The sequence below is a fragment of the Noviherbaspirillum malthae genome (assembly GCF_015352985.1).
Lineage (GTDB): Bacteria > Pseudomonadota > Gammaproteobacteria > Burkholderiales > Burkholderiaceae_D > Noviherbaspirillum > Noviherbaspirillum malthae.
The window spans coordinates 19979-40907 of record NZ_JACYXF010000021.1 but is presented as its reverse complement, the minus strand read 5'-3'; the positions used below and the strand labels follow the sequence as shown (position 1 = coordinate 40907).

The 20929-nt window shown below is 56.5% G+C and carries 14 protein-coding genes; 8 read left to right on the top strand and 6 right to left on the bottom strand.

Going from position 1 to position 20929, the window contains the following annotated elements:
• Positions 1-253: 253 nt before the first annotated feature.
• The 3 genes from IGW03_RS20555 (at position 254) to IGW03_RS20545 (ending at position 7345) form a co-directional block, all read left to right on the top strand.
• A complete protein-coding gene (locus tag IGW03_RS20555) occupies positions 254-3127 on the top strand; it encodes a DUF4214 domain-containing protein (protein ID WP_194724403.1) in 2874 nt (957 codons plus the stop codon).
• 439 nt (positions 3128-3566) lie between these two features.
• The gene (locus IGW03_RS20550; RefSeq protein ID WP_194724402.1) at positions 3567-4982 is read left to right on the top strand and encodes an O-linked N-acetylglucosamine transferase, SPINDLY family protein; all 1416 of its coding nucleotides are present in this window, start codon (positions 3567-3569) and stop codon (positions 4980-4982) included.
• A gap of 233 nt (positions 4983-5215) precedes the next feature.
• Positions 5216-7345, top strand: coding sequence for a DUF4214 domain-containing protein (locus IGW03_RS20545; protein WP_194724401.1), 2130 nt, complete (start codon positions 5216-5218; stop codon positions 7343-7345).
• A gap of 230 nt (positions 7346-7575) precedes the next feature.
• Here the strand turns inward: IGW03_RS20545 and IGW03_RS20540 are convergent, their stop codons facing one another.
• Positions 7576-8547: a DUF4214 domain-containing protein gene (locus IGW03_RS20540; protein ID WP_194724400.1), complete on the bottom strand. Its 972-nt coding sequence runs from the start codon at positions 8545-8547 to the stop codon at positions 7576-7578.
• A 521-nt stretch (positions 8548-9068) separates the two neighbouring features.
• Between IGW03_RS20540 and IGW03_RS20535 the strand changes: the two genes are divergently transcribed.
• From IGW03_RS20535 to IGW03_RS20525, 3 genes are all read left to right on the top strand, one after another.
• Positions 9069-9362 carry a hypothetical protein gene (locus IGW03_RS20535; protein WP_194724399.1) on the top strand — a complete coding sequence of 98 codons (294 nt, stop codon included), beginning with the start codon at positions 9069-9071 and terminating at the stop codon, positions 9360-9362.
• Positions 9363-9534: 172 nt separating this feature from the next.
• Entirely contained in the window at positions 9535-9954 is a 420-nt protein-coding gene (locus IGW03_RS20530; RefSeq protein ID WP_194724398.1) for a hypothetical protein, read from the top strand.
• Between the two features lie 152 nt (positions 9955-10106).
• The gene (locus IGW03_RS20525) at positions 10107-10991 is read left to right on the top strand and encodes a hypothetical protein (protein ID WP_194724397.1); all 885 of its coding nucleotides are present in this window, start codon (positions 10107-10109) and stop codon (positions 10989-10991) included.
• Positions 10992-11039: 48 nt separating this feature from the next.
• Here IGW03_RS20525 and IGW03_RS20520 read toward each other — a convergent pair whose 3' ends face one another.
• From IGW03_RS20520 to IGW03_RS20500, 5 genes are all read right to left on the bottom strand, one after another.
• Positions 11040-12656 carry a DUF4214 domain-containing protein gene (locus IGW03_RS20520; protein WP_194724396.1) on the bottom strand — a complete coding sequence of 539 codons (1617 nt, stop codon included), beginning with the start codon at positions 12654-12656 and terminating at the stop codon, positions 11040-11042.
• A 533-nt stretch (positions 12657-13189) separates the two neighbouring features.
• A complete protein-coding gene (locus IGW03_RS20515) occupies positions 13190-13531 on the bottom strand; it encodes a DMT family transporter (protein ID WP_194724395.1) in 342 nt (113 codons plus the stop codon).
• Positions 13524-14465: a glycosyltransferase family 2 protein gene (locus IGW03_RS20510; protein ID WP_194724394.1), complete on the bottom strand. Its 942-nt coding sequence runs from the start codon at positions 14463-14465 to the stop codon at positions 13524-13526. Before IGW03_RS20510 ends, IGW03_RS20515 begins: the two co-directional genes overlap by 8 nt.
• Before the next feature lie 4 nt (positions 14466-14469).
• Positions 14470-16632: a DUF6311 domain-containing protein gene (locus IGW03_RS20505; RefSeq protein WP_194724393.1), complete on the bottom strand. Its 2163-nt coding sequence runs from the start codon at positions 16630-16632 to the stop codon at positions 14470-14472.
• A 556-nt stretch (positions 16633-17188) separates the two neighbouring features.
• Positions 17189-18124 (bottom strand): DUF4214 domain-containing protein, encoded by a 936-nt coding sequence (locus IGW03_RS20500; protein ID WP_194724392.1) that lies wholly within the window; start codon positions 18122-18124, stop codon positions 17189-17191.
• Between the two features lie 455 nt (positions 18125-18579).
• Between IGW03_RS20500 and IGW03_RS20495 the strand changes: the two genes are divergently transcribed.
• On the top strand, positions 18580-20133 hold the full coding sequence (locus IGW03_RS20495) for a DUF4214 domain-containing protein (RefSeq protein ID WP_194724391.1): 1554 nt from the start codon (positions 18580-18582) through the stop codon (positions 20131-20133).
• Positions 20134-20337: 204 nt separating this feature from the next.
• Positions 20338-20766 (top strand): hypothetical protein, encoded by a 429-nt coding sequence (locus IGW03_RS20490; protein ID WP_194724390.1) that lies wholly within the window; start codon positions 20338-20340, stop codon positions 20764-20766.
• Positions 20767-20929 lie beyond the last annotated feature (163 nt).

Here is a 20929-nt window from a genome sequence, read left to right as displayed (position 1 = left end):
TTCAAACACCTGACCAGATGCGGTCCAGAAACATGTTGGTAAAAATTACACGCTCCCTCTATAATGCGACGCTGGCAAATGCTGTGGGGAAACTACAACGAATGTGGGTTTTTCGCTCAGTGTGATAACCGTCACATATTTGCAGTAGTGCTCTCTGTCATTATTCGCCTGCGTTCTTGCAGATCAGCAAGCGCTGATTGCTCTGATCAGAGTAACAACAATTCGTTTTTTATACTTCCTAGGAGTTTTTTAAATGGGTATTTACGCAGAAGCAGTACAAAAGCTGTACGTTGCTTACTTCAACCGTCCGGCTGACGCACTCGGCCTGATCTATTGGGAAGAGCAAGTCGCCAAGAACGGCGGCAGCGTAGCAGCAGTTGCTAACGCCTTCAGCGCATCGCAAGAGTACAAAGACCTGTACGCAGGCAAGGACAGCGCCAACGTCGTCAACTCGATCTACCTGAACCTGTTCGGCCGTCCTGCAGAAGTTGATGGTCTGCTGTACTGGGGTTCCCGCCTCGAGAACAAGACTTTTGACGTCGGCACAATCGCTATGGCGATCCTGACCGGTGCTCAGAACGACGATAAGAAAGTCATCGACAACAAGACAGCAGCTGCAGTTGAGTTCACCAAGGCACTCGACACAACAGCTGAAATCACTGCTTACTCCGGTAACGCAGCAAACGCAGTTGCTAAAGCATGGCTCGGCGCTATTACTGCATCCGCAGACAGCCTGACTGCTGCTAAAGCTTCTGTGAACAGCACGATCACATCGATCGGCTCCGGCACTGTTGCTAACGGCCAGACTTTCACTCTTACAACTGGTGTCGACACTCTGACTGGCACAGCAAACAATGACACATTCATTGCTGCAACAGGTGGCAACTTCTTCGGTCAGGCAACTCTGAATACGTCTGACGTCATCGACGGTGGTGATGGTGTTGATACACTGAAAGTATATGCTGATGGCGTTACACAGGCTCAGCAAGGTACTATCAAGAATATCGAAAAGGTTCTGATTGATAACGCTCAGGGCTTCGTATTCCGTGAAACCGCGACTGGTAATCTCAATGCTGGCAAGTTCGAAGGCGCAACTGAAGTAACTCAGATTGGTGCAGCCGCTAGCGTCTCCAATTTGGCCGCTACTACAACTGCTGGTTTCAAAGGTGTTACTGCTGGTGCAGGTCTGGGCCTGAGCGTTACTGGTGCAGCAAGCGCAAACAGCGTATCGATCGCTCTGGATGGTCTGAAAGGTGACGCAGCAACTGCTGCAGCAAATCCTGGTAGTGCTGGTACTCCTGGCAATGCAGGTCCTGACACTATTCCTGGCACCATTGATGATGTCGCGCCTGTCCCAGCAGTTCCGGCTTCCCCGGCGACTATTCAGAATCAGGCTGTACTGAACGTGGCTGGCGATGCAGTAAGCAAAGTGACTGTTTCCGGTACTCTGAAGCAGACTACAACAACTACGGGCGCTGCCGCCGCTTCGCTCGCACTCAACGTTGTGGCTGGCGTAGATGCTACTAACAAATCGGTTTCCACAGTAACTGTCAAGACTGACGTTAAGACAACGCTGACCATCAATGAAAAAGCTGGTTCGACTGGCTCGGTCAAAGATGTGCAAGCTTATGATTCCCTCGGCGGCATCACTTTCACAGGCGACGCTCAGACTGCAACAATCCTGACAGGCGCAGGTGACGACGTTCTGACAGTCACAACTGCAACTGCCAAAACCGGCGTTGTCGTCAATGCAGACATCGGTACAGGTGCTGGCAAGGACACTATCAACGTTCGTACAACTGGCGATGGTAAAGTTGCTGTTTCCTCTGGTCACGGTGATGACACAATCGTTCTCGCAGCAGTAGTTGGTGGCGCGAACGTCGTTGCAGCAGGTACCTTGGCAATTACTGCTGGCGAAGGCAACGACAAAGTGGTGCTGTCTGCTGGTACTGCTAATCGTGCCGTTACAACAAACGATGTGATTGATGGCGGTGATGGTTCTGATACCGTTGTTTTGGCTGGCTCGACCACTGCACGTACTGCTGATGATTTCATTGTCTTCAACAAAGTACTGAAGAACTTCGAAACATTGACATTCACTTCTGCTGAAGGTGTTGCTGGTGCAACTGGTGCGTTTGACGCGTCAAAACTGGCTGCTAACTACACTGGCATCGATTTTGCGACTGACTCCTTTGTAACTAAGGTCACTACTCAGGCTCTGACAGCAAACGGCAACTTGACTGCACGTGCTGATGGCATGATCTTGGTCGGCGAAGTTCCTGCTGCAGGCGGCGCTGCTGCTACAACAACAACATATGCTGGTACTCTGAATGTTACTGAGAAAGCAACTGGTACTGTTACAGCAATCGCGGATGTTGTAAATCTGGCTGTCAAAGCTGGCACAGCGGATGTCACTGCAACACTGGCTGGTAATGTCCAAACTGCAAATGTCACACTGACAAATGCTGTTAATTCCCTCACTGCACCGACTGCCGACACTATCGCTAGCGTTTCCGTAACTGCTAACGCAGGTACAAACCTTGGTGCAATGACAGCCCTGACACTTTCCGGTAACGGCTCCGCTTCGGTTACCAATACCGCAGGCAAGCTGGCTACGGTTGACGCTTCTGCCCTCGGTGGCGTGGCAAGCTACGATGAAGTCATTGGTGGCGTTACATACGCAAAGGGCGGCGCTCTCAAAGGTCTGACCTATGCATCGAGCAACGTCAATGCTGAAACAGTAAAGCTGGGTGCAGGCCTGGATGCCGTAACACTTAACGCATCCACATATGGCAAAGCTGATTCTATCGTTGGTCTGAATCTGGTTTTGAATGCAACTGGCACAGCTCTTGATGCAGCTAAGTCGGATGACATCAATGTTGCCGGCAATGGCAGCAATGTTTATGTCAAGATGACAACAACACACGCTGATCTCGATCTGGCACTGAAAGATGCTGCAGCCTTGTCCATCAACAGCGTAGCTAAAGAGAACGTTGTGTTCCAACTGGGTGGTGATACATACATCTACGTTGACACAAACGCTTCCAACTTGGTTGATGCAAATGACACAGTCGTTAAGCTCGTTGGTACTATCGACCTCGACGCGCTGATCATCGCTCTGGCTTAATATCGCCAACGCGGTAGAGTAGAAACAACGGTTAGCAGAGCATCGCTAACCGCTTGAAGGGCCAAGGCCTCAAAACCTTGGCCTTTTTCAGTAAGACATTGTTGTTATTGAATTAACTTTTGGTTATTTCGTACTCCAAAAACAGCCCTAGGAAGGCAGCGGTAATTTCAGCCGAGGTGCGCAAGCCCCTCGGTTTTTTTTGTTTACGGCGCGGCAAGCAAGTCCATCACCCATGCGCACAAGTAGACTATGCTGCTGTCCATTCAGCCTCCGCTCCATTGCCATCTCACATAATCAACCAATGCAAGACTGGAAGTCCCAGCTCAACTTGGCACAAGCCGCCGCACAACAAGGCCAATTCCAACTTTGTCTAAATACCTGTCAAGGCATTCTCAATGCGCACTCAGCAAATGCCGAGGCAGTGTTAACGGTCGGCGCAATGCTATCGTCCGCAGGGCTGCTTTCCTCCGCCCGGCGCTGCATCAGCCATGTCTGCACCTTGACACCGAACGATGTGCGGCCCCTGCTTGAGCTGGCCACTATCGCCAGCGCGGAAGGCAATCATGCAGAGTCTTACCGCCTCTATTCGGTTCTACTCGCGCGTCTGCCCGACAACCCGGTGGTACGAAGAAACCTGCTCACCAGCCTGGAATACCATCCCGCCGTATCGGAAGCGGAACGCTTGCAGCAGGCGCGGGTTTGGGGCGAGTGGGCAATATTACGGGCCGGCGGCATGCGGCCGCGTCCGGTGCTGAAGCTGGACGTATCGCGGCCCTTGCGTGTGGGTTATCTATCGGCCGACTTCTGCCAGCATACGGTCGGTCTGTTCGTAAAAGACGTGATCGCCCGCCATCATGCTGACCGGGTCATTACCTATGCGTACAGCGCAGGCCGCGTGAACGACTGGGTAACGGCGGCCATTCGCAATAGCAGCCAGTTCCGCGATGTTGCCGCAATGGATGATGCGGTGCTGGCCGCGCAAATCCGGCAGGACGGCATCGATGTGCTTGTCGATCTATCGGGGCATACCGGCGGCTCGCGGCTGACCGTCTTCGCGCATCGGCCCGCGCCGGTGCAGTTGAGCTGGCTCGGCTATTTCGCCACTACTGGCTTGCCGGTGATCGATGCGGTACTGCTGGACGACTGGCATGCGCTGGCGGGCACGGAAGCTCAGTTCGTCGAGCCTATCGTGCGCCTGCCGCAGGGGCGCTTCTGCTATGTGCCGGTGCCGTTCGCGCCGGACGAGGTAGCGCCGCCGGCCTTCGAAAAGAACGGCTTCATTACCTTCGGCTGCTTCAACAACACGGCCAAGCTGAATGAGAACGTTATTGCACTGTGGGCAAGGATTCTCACACCCGTTCCGTCATCGCGCCTGATACTGAAATGGCGCACGTTTCAGGACGAGGCCTTGCGCGCGTCCATACACCAGGCGTTCGCTTCGCATGGGGTTGAGCCTGAGCGCATCGAGCTGCGCGGCGCGTCATTCCATGCGGACCTGTTGAAGGAATATGCGGATATCGACATCGCGCTCGATCCTTTTCCATTCACGGGCGGGCTAACTAGTTGCGAGGCGCTGTGGATGGGCGTGCCGGTCGTAACGTGGCCGCAGGCGCAAGTGGTGAGCCGGCAGACCTATGCGTTTCTAAGCGCCCTTGGCTTGGCGGAACTGGCAGCGTCCAGCGCGGATGAGTATGTGACGATTGCCTGCGGACTGGCTGGCGATGCGGCACGACTGAAGGATTTGCGTTCCGGCATGCGTGATCGTATGCGAGCATCCCCCTTGTGCGATGTGGATGGATTTACGGCCATATTAGAAAACACTTACCGGGCTATCGCAACGCAGATTGCAGATTGAATTGCGGCGAGGGAGCATCCGACTGCACTAAAACAACGCCCTAGAAAGGCCAGCGGTAACTTATGCCGAGGTACGAAAGTACCTCGGTTTTTTTCGCCTGTAGGAAGGACGATGGAAATGCCGATGCCAGACAAAGGGAGCGAAATTTATTGCTAGAGAAGTGACTGCTACAAAAGATACAAAGACTCCCGCCGATTTGTTACTCTTGGGAAATATCAATCGCTAAATTTTCCATGCGTATTACCCTTCGTTCCCCTATTTACCTCGTCGCTGCAACACTCGCCACCATTCTGACTGGGTGTGGTGATTCAACCGATATCGGTTCCGAAAACCAAAACGTATCCCGGCAATTTTCCACTTCTGTTGTCGTCAATGCTGATTTCTTCGCAGGCCGGTATGCCGACTACGCAATCACCAGCGAGAACGGTCAATATGTCGTCACGGACAAGATCAGCGGTATCGCAAGCCACATTGCACCCGGAGTCCAACGCATAAGGTTCAACGACACTTCGGTGGCATTGGATACGGAGGGAGCGGCCGGGCAGATCTATCGTTTGTATCGGGCGGCATTTGACCGCGAGCCTGACCAGGGCGGGCTGGGGTATCAGATCGGGGCCATCGAGTTGGCCGGGCTGAGTCTGTCGGTAGTATCGCAAAACTTTATCAACAGCCCCGAGTTTTCAGTTCGGTACGGCAGCCTAGACAATCGGCAATTCGTCACCCGGTTATACAAGAATGTTCTTAAACGGGCACCAGAGGCGCAGGGACTGGATTTCCATGTATCCAATATTGAAAGCGGACGGCTGACAAGGGCGCAGGTTCTGATCGGTTTCTCGGAATCGCCCGAGAACAAGGGACAGGTGCTGAACGAAATTCAACATGGCATGGCATATGTTCCGGCGAAGGTCACCGACTTCCTGCCGGGGAAGCCGAACGGTTCTCTGGCAGATTATGTGGAAGTCATTCCCGACGCATTTACTTTTGCTGCCGTCGGCAAGACCCATATTCCCTGGATGCAGTCGGTGGAGCAAATCAAACAGATTCAAACGGGTGCGGACCTGATCGTTTTTGGCATGGTCTATCCGGACTGGTCGTACGATCTCTTCAAGAAAGAGATCTATGCGCGTGGGCCGCAGATGCTGCTGCGCTGGACGGGACGCCAGTTCGAGAATGCGGACGCGCTGGTTGAGGGAGGGATGCCGGCCATGTATTTCGCCGAGACGATGAACTCGCTCGGCGATCTGAACGGCGACGGCAAGGCTGATGCCATTTTGGGCGGCAACGGTCCGGATTCGCACGGCAACCCAGCAGAGCCTACCTATGCCATCCTCAGTCAGGGCGACGGCTACGTCAAACGCCAGCTCCCAAACACGGCACGGGCTGGCACATGGAACTGGGCGCATGGCGTCGCTTCGGTCAAGCTTGCGGACACGCCGTATAAGGCGGCATTCGTCGGCGACTTTATCAATGGACCGTCCGTACTGGCGAGGATTGATGCAAGCGGGCAGTTCGAGTCGCTGCAGGAACGACTGCCGGCCTGGCTGCGACTGCCATCCACGGATCTGAATGGATGGTATCCCGATGCCGACATGCCGGTGACGGCAGCAGCGGGTGCCGATCTGGATGGGGACGGCATTGACGAGCTGATACTCGGTACAAGCTTCAGTTATCACGAGACGTCTGAAAAGCTTGGCTTCAATAAACACGGGAGCTATGTCCTGAAGCAGGATGCAAAGGGAAGCTTTGCGAATGCGACGGCTCAGGCTTTGCCGAATGGGGCCTTTTCCAAGCGCAATTGCTGGGACCAGGCGGCCAATGCAACGGCATGGAACTGCTATAACCTGGCCGTCAAGCAGATTTCGGTTGCCGACATGAATGGCGACAAGCGTCCCGACTTAATTATTCAGAACCACCAGTACGGACTGGATGCAAAGGGACAGTTCAAAACAGGCTCGCAGACGCAGATTCTCATCAACATGGGCAAGCTTTTCTTCGTTGACAAGACGGCGGACTTCTTTGGAAACAGCATGGTGTCAGATATGACAGTTTCGGGCGGCTATCGGCATGCTTATCCTACTGACTTGAACGGCGATGGCTGTGTTGACATCGTCATGCGTGGAGATGCGGTCAATAACGAGAAGCTGCGCGTGTACCTGAACGACTGCGGCGGCAGGATGGTGGATATCTCGCAGGAAGTGCGGGCGCTTCTACCAAGTGCGACTACAGGCGTCGTAATGAATCTTGGAGGGCGGCCGGCCATCGTTACGGACCAGGACATGAAAGGTAATTACACGCTCAAGCTCCATGTTCTAAGGTTCACCAGCAACGTTCCGACGCCGCAGAACGGCACGGTCCCTTGGTAGGGTTGTTGTCATAATTTAGCGGTTGGAATTTCAGTCAAAGCCGAGGTGCGCAAGCTCCTCGGCCTTCTGCCGTATGGAGGATGATTAGTGCAAACAATATTACCGAGAAATTCTTTTGAACCTTATGGGCTAATGCTAGACGAGTAAAAAAGCCTTCCATGAGGAAGGCTTGGCATTGCTTGACGAAGAGCAGCGCTGACGCTACCACTCAGCTTATCGGCAAACAGCAATCAGCCGATCAATTCCATCCCATTCTGAATCACACCAATGATCGCCGCCTGATTCTCAGGCGACTCGGAAAAGCCGACCAGCACCTGGGCGCGGGACATACCATTGGCAAGATTGTTGACATGGAAGTTCAGCCCTTCGGTTTCAGGAGCACGGTGCAGCACGTTGGCGTAGAGCTGGGTGACGAACTGCGTATTGTTCAATGCGCCGTATTTGCTGGAGAACTCCGGACTGTCGATGAAGTTCTGGGCGATGCTGGCCACACCCCAACCGTCGTCGAGCGCCTTGGTCTGGAAGCTCAGGCCGCCGGTATCCGGTGTGCGGTTGAAGGCGGCCTGGTAGAGGCGGTAGGCTTGGCCGGCATTGCCGCTGGTATCGAAGGCAATGGTCTTGTCGTCGAACTTGATGCGCTCGATATTGAACAGTGTATCGCCGCCTTCAGTACCGCCATTGACCAGGTAGCCGTTGGAAGTCTTGAGGATCTGATAGCTTGCCGCGCTGCCCGCATAAACAGCCGTGTCCGTACCCGCGCCGCCGTCAATGATGTCGTTTCCAGCCGCGCCCTGGATGATGTCGTTACCCCCAAAGCCCTTGATGTACTGATTGCCGGCGGTGGCGATGATGGTGTCATTGCCGCGGAACCAATACGCTACCTCGGCTTGCATGCCAGGCGCTTCGCCGCCGAAGCCCGTGTCATAGGCATTGCTGTTGCCGTCGATGGACAAGCCTGTCGCCTCCAGAACCACCTGTCCGCTTTTCCGGATTGTGAGGCTGTGCGCTATTCCACCGATCCAATCGCCGTCCGCACCGTAGCGGAATTCGTTACCTGTTACGGTCGCGGAGTTGCCGAGAGCGTCGGAAATACTGAATCCAGTGGCGCTGGAGGTGCGTGTGACACCGGTGCTCATGTCGTCCACGTCATAAGTGGAAGGATTGGTGATGTTGAAAGCGGGGCCCAGTTTTACGGTAGCCATTTATTGTTCTTTCGGATAGTTAGTTGGAAGTGGTGGCATACCAGAGGACGGCCACAACTGGCGGGAAATAGCGGAAAGGGACGTCGATGCTTAAAGACCAAAAGGCCAGTATGGGAGAGTAACCAATAAGTGATTGATGTCTGTGATTCTCTTGATTTTATTGCCACACCTCAATCCCATATTTATGGGATGCTGAGGGTCGGCTCCCTCCCGCGCATACGTCGTTTTTTTGTCCTTTTAATGCGAGAGCTGCATCCACTAATACCAATCCCAAATCATTCCATGCCATGAGATCGCGTCTTTTTCCACCTGGCCGTGTTGCGCTCGTCATCCATAGCCCCGCTATGGACTCATCCCGCGCCTTGCCAGTCGAAAAAATCCATCGATCTCATTCGGCATGTCATGACTTAGAATTGGTATAAGTTGACATCGAAGCGTATAGCTCACATGTATATGGGATTGCTGCTCACCCTTGGCTAACGGAAACTATTGCTGATCAGGTAGCCAAGGAATAGCCACCCATGTCGAGCATCATCGAACAAGCCATTGCGCAGAAGCGCAAGCTCAAGCTTTACTACGCCGGATACAGCCGCACCGTCGAACCCTATGCCTTCGGCCTGGATCATGAAGGCCAGCCGCTGCTGCTGTGCTTTCAGGAAGACACGCAGGGCAATACCCGGCGCCCGAACAACTGGGTCTTCGTGCATGCGCACGAGCCGGTGTCGATCAAGATGCTGGAAGATGCGTTCAGCCGGATCCAGTCAGGCTATATCCGCAATCATCCGGCTTTTCATACCGTGCTGATTCAGGTGTAAGCGCCTGCTATGCGGCTGATGCGCATGGCTGGAATTGCAGAAAAATTATTCCGCCGCTGATGTTTTACGAGACTTTTACGCGGCTATACTCATTTCGGAAATACAACAACGCAGAACGAAGCAAGGCGTAACAAAGCATAACAAGGCAAAACGGTTGTTCTCGGGAGGAACAATGACGGATGCATGGCATGAGGCCCAGCAGGCGATACGGGCGCTGCGGAAAAACGGGGAGATCCGGCCCGGGCTAATCGAGGCCTATCGGGCGCTGGTCAAGATAAGAGGGAAAGACCTGCCGGGCGAAGTCCGGCATGAGCATGAATGGCTGGTTCATGGCATTGATACGCGCTCGCCCGAGCGCGTGTGCGGGGAGATCCGCGACAAGATCGCCGCCATGACACCGGGCCAGTTGAGCGAGGCGGTGCGTCGCATCGTGAGCCTGCATGATGCCCTGCAGGCGTATCAGCCGGTCGTTGCGCCCACGCGGCAAAAGCAGGCGGCGTGCCGCGCAATGCGGCGCAAGGAGGGCAAAGCCGGGCTGGAGGACCAGGGGCCTGCGGCATGCACCGACTGCACGCAATGCAGGCTGTTCTGATGACGGCTTGAAGTACCCGGAAGCAGGCTGAGGCAAGCCAGGACGGACCGCAAGCGCCTGCCGGATATTTCTCCAAGGCTACAATTCGTTACTGCAGGCAAGGGCCGGATTGAGGATAATGCTGGCCCTCCAAATTGTCTTCGCAGTTCTTCATGCCGATTCAAAACTTCACTACCCTGCTGCAAAGCATGGCCGACGTCCGCAACTGGATCGTCCAGCATGTTCCCACCGCGACCTCGCTCGTCGGATACGATCTTTTCCTGAAACTCGGCAACGACCATTTCGCCGGCCTGCCGCTCGATGTGCAGGCCTTGTACCAGAGCCTTCCTCATGCCAGGGAAACCATCGATGCATCGCTGGAGCAGATGCGGCAGGCGGGCTTTCTCGAGTACGCGATCGGCTCGGGCAATGCGCCGGCGACGCTGGTGCTCAGCGAGCGCTTCGTCGCCATCCTGATCGGCTACCAGAGGAAGTTCGAGAGCCTGTTCATCCTGCGCAAGAAGCTGCGCGACGAGCAGCTGCTGGTTCGCTGCGGCGATGCCGAGCTGAGCCACTTCGCACACTCGCTCTATGACCATTTCTATGACCTCGGCTGGCTTTACCTTCACAATTTCGGCGCGGTGTGCTTCCTGATGGCTTCGCTGGTGAAGCGGGTAGCGGTGGCGCATGGCTACGATGCCCGCGTGGAATCGGGACATGTGGAAGTGACTGCGCCGAACGTGCATTACAGCCTGGGCGGAAAGGGCTTCGCCAAGCCGGGGCAGATCGATGGCCATGCGATGTGCGTAATCAATGACAGGCTGATTCTCGACTTCGGCCTTGGCAATGTGCGCAAGGGATATCGGCGGGATTTTGCCTGGGCACTCGGATGCGACTACCAGCCTGACGGGCATGCGCTCGGCGCCATCGTTGTGCCGAGCGGCGAAACGGTGACCTGGAAGAACGACTGGCGTTCGCCGGGAACGGAGGAGGAGCTGCAGAATTACGAGCCTGCGGTCGAGCAGCTGTTTCAGCGGTATGTCGCGTACTTTGGTTGAAACGCCGGCCACCTGTCCGGCGGTCGGGCAGAACGCGGAACGCCGGCTTCAAACGATCAATTCCATGCCGTTCTGAATCACGCCAATCAACGCCGCCTGGTTCTCCGGCGATTCGGAAAAGCCTGCGAGCGTCTGCGCCCAGGACATGCCATTGGCAAGGTTGTTCAGGTGGAAGGCCAGCCCCTCGGCTTCCGGAGCGCGAAGCAGTACGTTGGCGTAGAGCCGGGTGACGAACTCGGCAGGCGTGAGCATGCCGTATCTGGCGGAGAACTCGGGGCTGTCGATGAAGTTCCGGGCGATGTCGCTCAAGCTCCAGCCGGCGTCGAGGGCCCGGGTCTGGAAGCTCAGGCCGCCGGTATCGGGCGTGCGGTTGAAGGCGGCCTGGTAGAGGCGGTAGGCCTGGCCGGCATTTCCGCCAGTGTCGAAGGCAATAGTCTTGTCGGCAAACTGCAGTCTTTCAATGTTGACGAGACTGTCGGCTCCGCCGGTGCCGGTGGTGTCCTTGACCGCAATTCCCCATTCTCCGGTGCTGATCTGATAGGCGGCCCGCTTGCCCGCGAAAACGACAGTGTCGATTCCGCTGCCGCCGTCGATCATGTCGTTGCCGGTCTGCGCGGCGATGCGATCACTGCCTGGCGTGCCGGTGTAATCGATGCCGGCGCTTCCGACCGAGATCCGGAACTCGTCCGAGGCCGAGGAGCCATCGGCGGCACGGGCGGTGACGCGCACGCTCATGCCGGTGCTGTCGGTGGATGCGGGCGTGCCGGAAAACGCCTTTGTTGCCGCATCGAACTTCAGCCATGAAGGAAGCGCCGAGCCATCTGCCAGTGTCGCGGTATAAGCGAGGTGGCCGCCGGCATTGCCGCTCTTGAATGTGTCGGCGGCAAGAGCGAGGCTGAACAGCCGTCCTGCGGTGGCATCCGCATCGGGAATGTTCTTGCAGCGATACGCGCCATCGATGAGTGCATCATTGCGCGACATGGCGGCAAGCAGCCGGTCGTGGAGCAGGTCGATATCCGCCCAGATGTTGGTGGATGCCGTCCCGGCACTCTTGACGCCGATAATCGATGGAAGACCGTTGCCGTCGATGACATACAGCGGCCCGCCGGAGCTGCCCGATCCCAGCAGGTCCGTGCCGGGACCGGCCGAGGCGGCATACAGCGATGTCGAGGTCTCCCGCGTGACCCATGCCTTGCCGCTCATCAGGCCGGTCGTCCCTGATGCATAGCCGAGCACGCTTGCCCATTGTGCGGTGTTGTACCCGCGCGCCAGGGCGAACCAGCCGGTCTGCATGCCGATGGCCTTGCTCAAGCCGATGACCGCCACGTCGTATTGAGATTCTTCATAGCGGAAGGTGGCGTTGCTGTCGTCCGAGAAAGCCTGAGCCGGCCAGCCGTCGAGCTGCCAGCGGAAGTTCTCGACAACATAGGGGGCGTCTTCGATGCGGCCGGTCGTGCCGTTGAAATCGGCGCCGGGGTAGAGGCTCAGCGCCGATGCCCAGCCTCCGTGGTCGGGGCTGTAGACGACATGCGCGGCTGTCAGAAGATCGTTGGGGCCGACCATGGTGCCGGTGCCGGCGACTTTATGGCCGTCCGGGAAAGTGACCACGATCAGCGATACAGCGGTATAGGGATAGGTGGTGCGGGTATTGACTTCGACAGCCATGATTGCGGGCTTGCGGGTTGCTTTTTCGTGTGCTCGGTGAATCCGGGGGCGGGTTGGAAATCGTTTCCACTTTCCATGTCATGCCTGCGCTGGTCAGGCCGCTTTGGCTCCGTCCCCGTCTCTTGTTGATTGAGGGAAAGCATACCACGCCGCACTTGGTCGAAAAGCCTGGGCAACGCAAAAATCCGTGATGCTTGCGCATTGGAGATTCGAGCAGCGTGGCGGTGCTGCTGCTGCCCGTTCGGTGCCCTTTCTTGCCAAGCCGCATGTGCCGTTGTTGCTTGATGATGCACAGCCGATGCAATGCTACTTGCGGTAAAAGGGCCGGGCTGACTTATGCAAACCAAATGAAACAAAATGCGAAAAGGCAAGCCTTAGATAGGGTCTTGTCGTAAAGTGGCGACAAGACCCTAGGAAGTCGATTGAGGCCGAGGCGCGCAAGCTCCTCGGCTTTCTGCTTTCTGCTTCATGCGCTTTCGTGGTCAGGCCGATATGCGCAATGCACATCTCCATGCTGGGGGAAGCAAGCGATCCTACTGCGACCGGGTAAGAAAAAATATTCCCACGAAAATCAGCAGGATTCCGGCCGCCTTCTGCAGGCCGAAGCTTTCTCCGAAGAGGAGCGCACTGCTGGTTGCGATCAGGAAGAAGGTGGCGCCGGCCATCGTCGGCGATGCGACGCTCAAGGGGTTCACCGCAAAAACCCGTATCGTCAGCAGGAAGCTGAGGCCGTACAGGGCCACTGCCAGCAGCAGCCAGGGAGACGTCAGGTAACTCCACTTGTTGGCCAGCGTTTCATGGCTGGAGTATTTCATGCTCAGTTGTGCCGTTACGTTGCAAAGCACCGCAAAGAAGGCAATCAGCGGCTCATTCATTGGAAGAATCCTTTTTCCAGGGCTTGATCAGGTAGCTGGGCCGGCCTTTGATTTCATCGTAGATGAGAGCGAGGTAATGGCCGACGATGCCGAGCCCCAGCAGGATCGCTCCGCCCATGAGAATGACCAGGAGATTGACGGTGGTGAAACCGTCGATCGCCGCACCGCGGAATTTCTGCGCCAGGCTCACGATGCCGACTGCGGCGCCTATGCACAGGGTGCCCAGGCCGATGTAGGTTACCAGGCGCAACGGCAGGCTGGAAAAATGCGTCAGGTTGTTGATCGCGTAGCGGATGAGCTTGAGCTTGTTCCACTGGCTTCCGCCGCCCGCGCGCTCTGGTACCGAAAACGGAACTTGCGCACTTGGGAACTTCGCCCATCCGATCAAGCCGCGAAAGAACCTGTGCCGCTCGGGGAAGGCGAGATAGGTTTCGATGACCTTGCGGTCGAGCAGCTTGAAGTCGGAGTGTCCGGCGAGATCGAGCCCGGCGAGGTGGCGGAAGAGAAAATAAAACGTCTTGGCAAATAGTTTGCCCGAGAAGGTTTCCACTCCGCGATGGCTTTTCACCGCCTCGACCACGAAGGCGCCGCCGCGCCAGAGTTCCAGCATTTGCGGAATCAGCGCGGGCGGATGCTGAAGATCCGAATCGAGCACGATCGCCACTTCACCCCTGGCCTGTTCCAGCCCGGCATGAATGGCGGCTTCCTTGCCGAAGTTGCGTGTGAACGCAATGACGGAAATGCGCGAATCCTGTGCCGATGCACGTTCGACTTCTTTCACGGTCATGTCGCGGGAACCATCGTCGACCGCGATCAGTTCGAAATCGACCCATGAGGTTTCTGCCAGCGAAAGGATCGCGCGCAGATTGTCGTAGGCATGCCTTTCTTCGTTGTACAGCGGAACGACGAGGCTTACTAAAGGTTTGTTGGCCATTCTTCTATTCTTTTATTTGGGCGCTGGAAGCATCCAGGCCTTGACGGGTTATCGTCAGCTGGTGAACCCGCAGATCATGTGCTCCATTGAAATACGTGCGGACTTCGACTTTTCGGGCAGCATTGGCCTCAATGACGAACTCGCCTGATATTTCTTTTTTCACTCCGGCTGAACCGTACAGGTCGCCTTGGGATAGCGGTGTCAGCGTAGCCTTGTCATCCATGATGGCAACATCCCACCGGCCGACCCTGGTTTCCGAAGATTGGGCGCTATCGTAAACCAGTTTGAATCGATAAGTGCCGGGAGCCGCTTTTGCATAAGGACCGAATGTAAGAAACCCTGCGCCATCGGAGGCGTCAGCCTGACGCTGGGTGCCGGAAACACGGCCGATTTTGCTTGGCAATTGCGCTGCATCCCACTGCACGGAGTTGGCCTCCAGAGCGGAAATCGGCCGTGCCTCTATTTTCTTGTCCGCCCAGTAGGCGGCGTCGGTTCCCGGTTTGCACAGGATAAATTGCTTTGTCTCTGCGCATTCGCTGCGTCTTGCCGCTTCGTGGAACCCGACAGGCAGTTTCAGCTGCACCGTTCTCAATTGCTTGAGCGGAAGCATGTATAACTCACCGGCGGTAAATGGTCCCTTGAACTCGCTGTCATTGGCTTCGCAATCCACCTTCAGTCGTGCGATATGGCCTGTATCGAGTGTTTTCTTGTAATAGGCGGCGATGCGCTGCGCCTGCACGTATTCCTTGTCCGACACATCGCCGCATGTGTAGGCGGGATAAAGGCGAATCGCGCTCACATCCTTCAGTACGGCATTCCAATTCGCCAGATTGTCCAGCGCCGGGCCGGAAGCCAGGCTTCTCACGGTGAAGCGCAGGTAGCTGGTATCTATCCATTGCAACGGCAGTGCGACGATCAGTACGGCGGCCGCCAGGAAGGAAGATGCCCGAAGCACCGCTGCGAGTGCTCCAAAGAAGATCAGGTAGGCGACCGGCCAGAAAAAGCGCGCACCCGCACGGAAGGTTCCCGTCAGCGTTTCGAGCGAGGCAGGTATTTTGTACAGCTGGGGGACGGCAACGTAAGATCCCCAGCGAACCGTCGGAGAGATCGCATAGATGAGGAACAGAACCATCAAAACGATCAGTGCCGGGTAACGCCTTAGCAGGGAAATGGAGGTGCTGAGGCGTACGGCAATTCCGACCAGAATGATCGTCAATGCGCCGGCTCCGAAGTAAGTGAAGCTTTCACCGAATATCAAAGGTCCCCTGATCGGGCACTCGATCAGGGTGCCGCCGCAAAAAGGCGCGGCAAGATTCAATGCATATTCTCCGAAGCCGGATGTCACTGTGTTGCCGTGGCTGAAATAACCCAGTACGCCGCCGACAAGCGCAATCATGGCCAGGGACAGGACAAACAGCCCGCCCTGTTTCTTCCATCCCTTGCCGCTCAAGCCCTGATCTACGAGGTAAGCAATGAAGATCGTGTAGCACATGGCGAACAGGTACGGGTGAATCAGTAATGCCGTGACCGAAAGGGCAATGTACAGCAGCCCGATCCGCGCCGTGTTGTCGCCCGCCTTGCGCCCGGAAAAATACAATGCAAGCGCAAACAGGATGAGACCATGCGTCATCAATGATGTATGTCCCATGCGCCAATAAAGTGTCGGCCACATGGTAGACATTGCCACCGCCGCAATGGCTCCGGGAAGGTGACGTACGCCCAATGCCCTGATGAGTGCGACGGCACCCAGCCCCTGCACCAGGTAAGCCACTGCATGCCACCATCCTATGTAGTGAAATTGCTCCGGCAGCCAGGCTGCAAACGGCTTGAAAAGCAGGGCGGCCAGTGGAATGCTGTCTGTGAAGGCAATCGATGTGCCATGCGGAAAATTCAGAAGAACGGTATGCAGCAAGGGGAAGTGCCAGCCATCATGCGCATAGAACAGCCACCCGGTCACATGCTGAGCTGCATCGCCGCCTTCGAAGTATTCCCCCTGGCCATTCAGGAAGCTCGAGGGGTAGGTCACCCAGATCATGAACAAGGAGATAAGAAGCGCCGCGACGATCGCCGCACCTTTGGATGTGATCAGCCGCTTCCTTGCCTGTGGGCTGACGACGCGCTCATTTGACCCGGACAGCGCTTGATTTTGATTTTTTTTAAATAACATGCTGCTTGGCAAAAAGAGGCGACAAGAGAAAATGACCTACATGGAGGCGTCCTCGGTTCTGTGGATGAGGAACATTGCATCGAGCGAAAATATTGCCTTTTCATCAAGCGAGGCATCCATAGGAAAGACGCTCTCGTTAAGTGAAAGAGGCGCAAGATAATATTACGAAATAGGTAAAGTTGCAGCTTGATAAGCGTCGAAGCGGCATTGCGTGTTAACGCATCGCGATGACTGCTTGCTTAAAGTGCTTTCGGCCTGGCTGTGAGGACCTGCATCGATAGGTCAAGGAAGAGCGCAGTGCAGCGGGTCGTATGGTGACATGCAGCCGGAGCATGCATCCGCGGTCATGCGTGTGACGTTTCGGCTGGACTGGATTCCGGCCGGCGGGAGTGATGTTGTTCCAGGCGCCCGGCCATGTCATTGCTGTGCGTGAGCCTGCCATCGTTTGAGGAGCGCTTCGCGGCCGCGCTGAGGCCGCATGGGTTGTTGCGCGCATGCCGATCTGCAAGACGACCGGCATGCGTGTGATCCGGATGCCCGGATTGCCGCCAACCGATCAGATGATCGGTGTGAAGCTGAAGCCGTCCTGAATGACGCCGATCAGGTTTGCCTGGTTCTCCGGCGATTCGGAGAAGTTGGCCAGGGTCTGGGCGCGCGACAAGGCGTTGCCGTTGAGGTTATTGACATGGAATGCAAGCCCTGCGGCTTCGGGCTCGCGGTCCAGCACATTGCGGTAGAGCTGGGTGACGAACTGGGTGTTATCCAGATTGCCGTAGCGGCTCGCGAACTCCGGGCTGTCGATGAAGTTCTGCGCAATGTCAGCCAGCTTGAATCCGTTGTCCAGTCCCCTGATGTGAAAGCCCAGGCCGGCGCTGTCGGGCGTGCGGTCGAATGCAGCCTGATAGAGGCGATAGGCCTGTCCGCCGTTGCCGTTGATGTCGATGGCTACCGACGTGTCGGCAAAGCGCAGGCGCTCGACGTTCACCAGCGTATCGGTACCTTCATTGTTGGCGCTGGAGTGAACCGAGTAGCCGGTGATGGTCGGGCCGTCGGTGATGGCCATGATGGTGTAATCGGCCCGGTTGCCGGAGAACACTGCAGTGTCGATCCCGGCACCGCCGTTGATCGTGTCATTGCCGTCGTAGCCGCGAATGACGTCGTTGCCGGCGGATCCTGTGAAGGTGTCGGCTGCCGCCAGCGTGTAGGCATACGATTCGCCGACGTCGCCGCCTCCGAGAACATTGTCGATGGGAGTCACATTGGCGGAGATGCCGGTTGCGCGAGCGGTCAGTTGCGTGCCCTGATACACGTCATAACCTGTGACGGTGCCGCCTGCGATCGCGCCTGCATTGTATTGAAAGGTTCCGGTATAACTGATGGTATGCGTGCCGTCGCTGATAACGATTTCGGTCGGCGTAGTCCTGGTGACCGCGCCTTTCCATGCGCCCGGAATGTTGGCGGCGGATGGGGCGAGTAAATTGATTGTAGCCATTAAGTCAGGTCTCCCTCGTAAAGATAAGGCACGCATGCAGCAGCGCAATCACGGAAGCGGCAACAGCAGCTGCCACGGCAGCGGCTCGCCTCGCAATCGCGCATCACTGCATGCGTATGAAGGACTCAACAAGTCCTGAGGTAATGGTCGCATCGTGCCGGGCACCAATATTGTGCGGGCTCATGTTTCCGGGCAGACGTATATGACATGGCTCATTGGCACGACGAAACTCTCCTGACGAGGCTGCCTCCCACGGATATCAGCCTGCTCGTCATGCTTTATTGCATCATGCTGTTGTTTATTGGCGTTGACGTTCTCGCATCAAACCTCCGACATGCTTGGCATAAAAGAATGGCGAGACGTAAAATTTCTGAACGGAAAACGCATGTTCGGAGATCGTCATCGGCATGTTTTCCGATGCGTCTGCGGACGCAGGTTTTTTGTCGGAAGGTATCATGCCCAGTGTCACCGGGACCTCGCAGTCAACAATCATCAGCAACACCATCAGCGGCGACTATCGTATCGATGTGCTGCTTGAGGATTCGGCTTATCGGTGGAACAGGGCAGGCGCTCCCGGTACCCCTGTAGAAGTCACCTACAGCTTCATGTCGGCCGCGCCCGTCTATACGGCTTACGGCAACAAGATCGGGTTCCTGTCTTTTACCAGCGAGCAGAAGTCCGCAGTCAGGCAGATCTTCGCGGACATCCAGGCGCAGTTCAATATCAGTTTCAAGGAAGTTGCCGATAGCGCCTATAGCTACGGCTCGATCCGCCTGGGCAACAATTCGCAAGGATCGACTTCGGACGGATATGCCTATTTCCCCGATCCCGTCATCGGCATGGATGCCGGTGATATTTATATCAACCGCGACAATGCGTCGAACCTGGGGAATGTGAAGCCTGGCACTTATGCCTACGCGACCCTGGTGCATGAGATAGGACATGCGCTCGGGCTCAAGCATCCCGGCAATTACAACGCAGGCTCGGCGCCCACTTCGGAACCGGGCAACTTTCTCGGGCAGTCGGAGGACTCCGAGTCGAATACCGTCATGTCCTACAACGGGGTCAGCCAGGGACAGAACCGGACCTTCTACGGCACCTACGACATTCTTTCCTTGCAGTACCTGTATGGAGCGCAGGCCTACAACGCCGGGGACAATACCTATGCCTTCGTCAATGCTTCCGGACAAAGGCTGGAAGTGATCAACGACAGCGGCGGCAACGACACCATCGACGTCTCCGCCGTCACTGCCGGCAGCAAGATCAACCTGAAGGATGGCGCACTCAGCTCGATCGGCAAACTTGCCAACGGTTTTACGCCGGCAATTGGCAATGTGTCGATTGCCTTCGGCGTCACCATTGAGAATGTCATCGGGTCCGCCTATGCCGACCAGATCACCGGCAACGATGCAAGCAACCGCTTCACGCCGGGCATGGGCAATGACACCGTCGATGGCGGCCTCGGCTTCGATATCGTGGCTTATTCCGGCACGCGCGCACAATCCGTCATCAGCCGCATCGGCGACACCATCCTGGTTTCCGACAAGACGGGAGCCGAAGGCCGGGACACGCTGGTCAATATCGAGCGCATTTATTTTCGGGATCAGGCAGTGGCTTTCGATACCGAAGGCATTGCGGGGCAGGCGTACCGCCTCTACAAGGCCGCCTTCAATCGCAAGCCGGACGAGAGCGGCCTGGGTTACTGGATCGATTATCTGGAGCATGGTGCAATGCTGGCCGATGCTGCAGCGGGATTCACCAATTCGCCGGAATTCAAGGCACTGTACGGTGTGACGCCAAGCCATTCGGAATTGATTACCCACCTGTACAACAATGCATTGCACAGGGAGCCGGAACAGGCGGGCTTCGACTGGTGGATGAATGAAATGGCGTCCGGACGCGCAACGGTCATCTCTGCTCTGGTGGGCTTCAGCGAAAGTCCGGAAAACCAGGCAAACCTGATTGGCATTACGTCTCAAGGCATGGAGTATTTGCCAGTGATTCGATAGAAGCCGATGCAGGACACGTTGGCGGAATGATCCGGCGAAACACGAGCAAGGCATCGTGGAGACTGGAGCGCTGAAGGCAGCATTCTGCGGTTGGTGAGGCTGATTGCCATTGCCGGTATCAGACCTGCTGCACGGTACGGCAGACGGCATGGCATTCATGTGATGTAATGGTTGTCGGCGCTGCAGCCGATGCAAATCCTTCCCATGAACCAGACGCTCCCCCAAACCCTGCTGATCGCGGTACGAGAGGACGACGTTCCCCTCGTCCAGTCCTTTCTCGGCGATGCCTACCGCATCGTCTACTGCCATACCCTGGATGCCGCGAAGGCCGCTCTTGATGACGGTGTGGACATCGTGGTGTCGGGCGTGCATTTCGACGGCGGCGCGGTATTCGATCTGCTGCAGCATGTCAGATCGAGGCCGGTGTTCGGCCGGCTGCCTTTCTTCGTCATGCTCGATACCAGCCGGCGCTACAGCTATTCGCGGGCCATCGTGCATGGCATGCGCACGGCGTCCAGGGCGCTCGGCGCCAACGGCTTCACCGATCTCGGCGGGATGATCCAGAAGTTCGGCAGGGACGAGGCAGTGAGGATGCTGAAGAAAGGTATCGACGATGTGTTCAACCGTTCATGACAATGTTGATCACAATCGGCGCTGCGGCAGCGTGGCCGAACCGCGCTGCGTGGCGTCGAGATAGCTTTCCGCCGCATCAGCCCCATAAATCGATGATGCGCTGATTCAACAATCAGGCTAAAGTTTCGCACTCGGGCGATCCCGGCCGATGCAACCTGCCTGC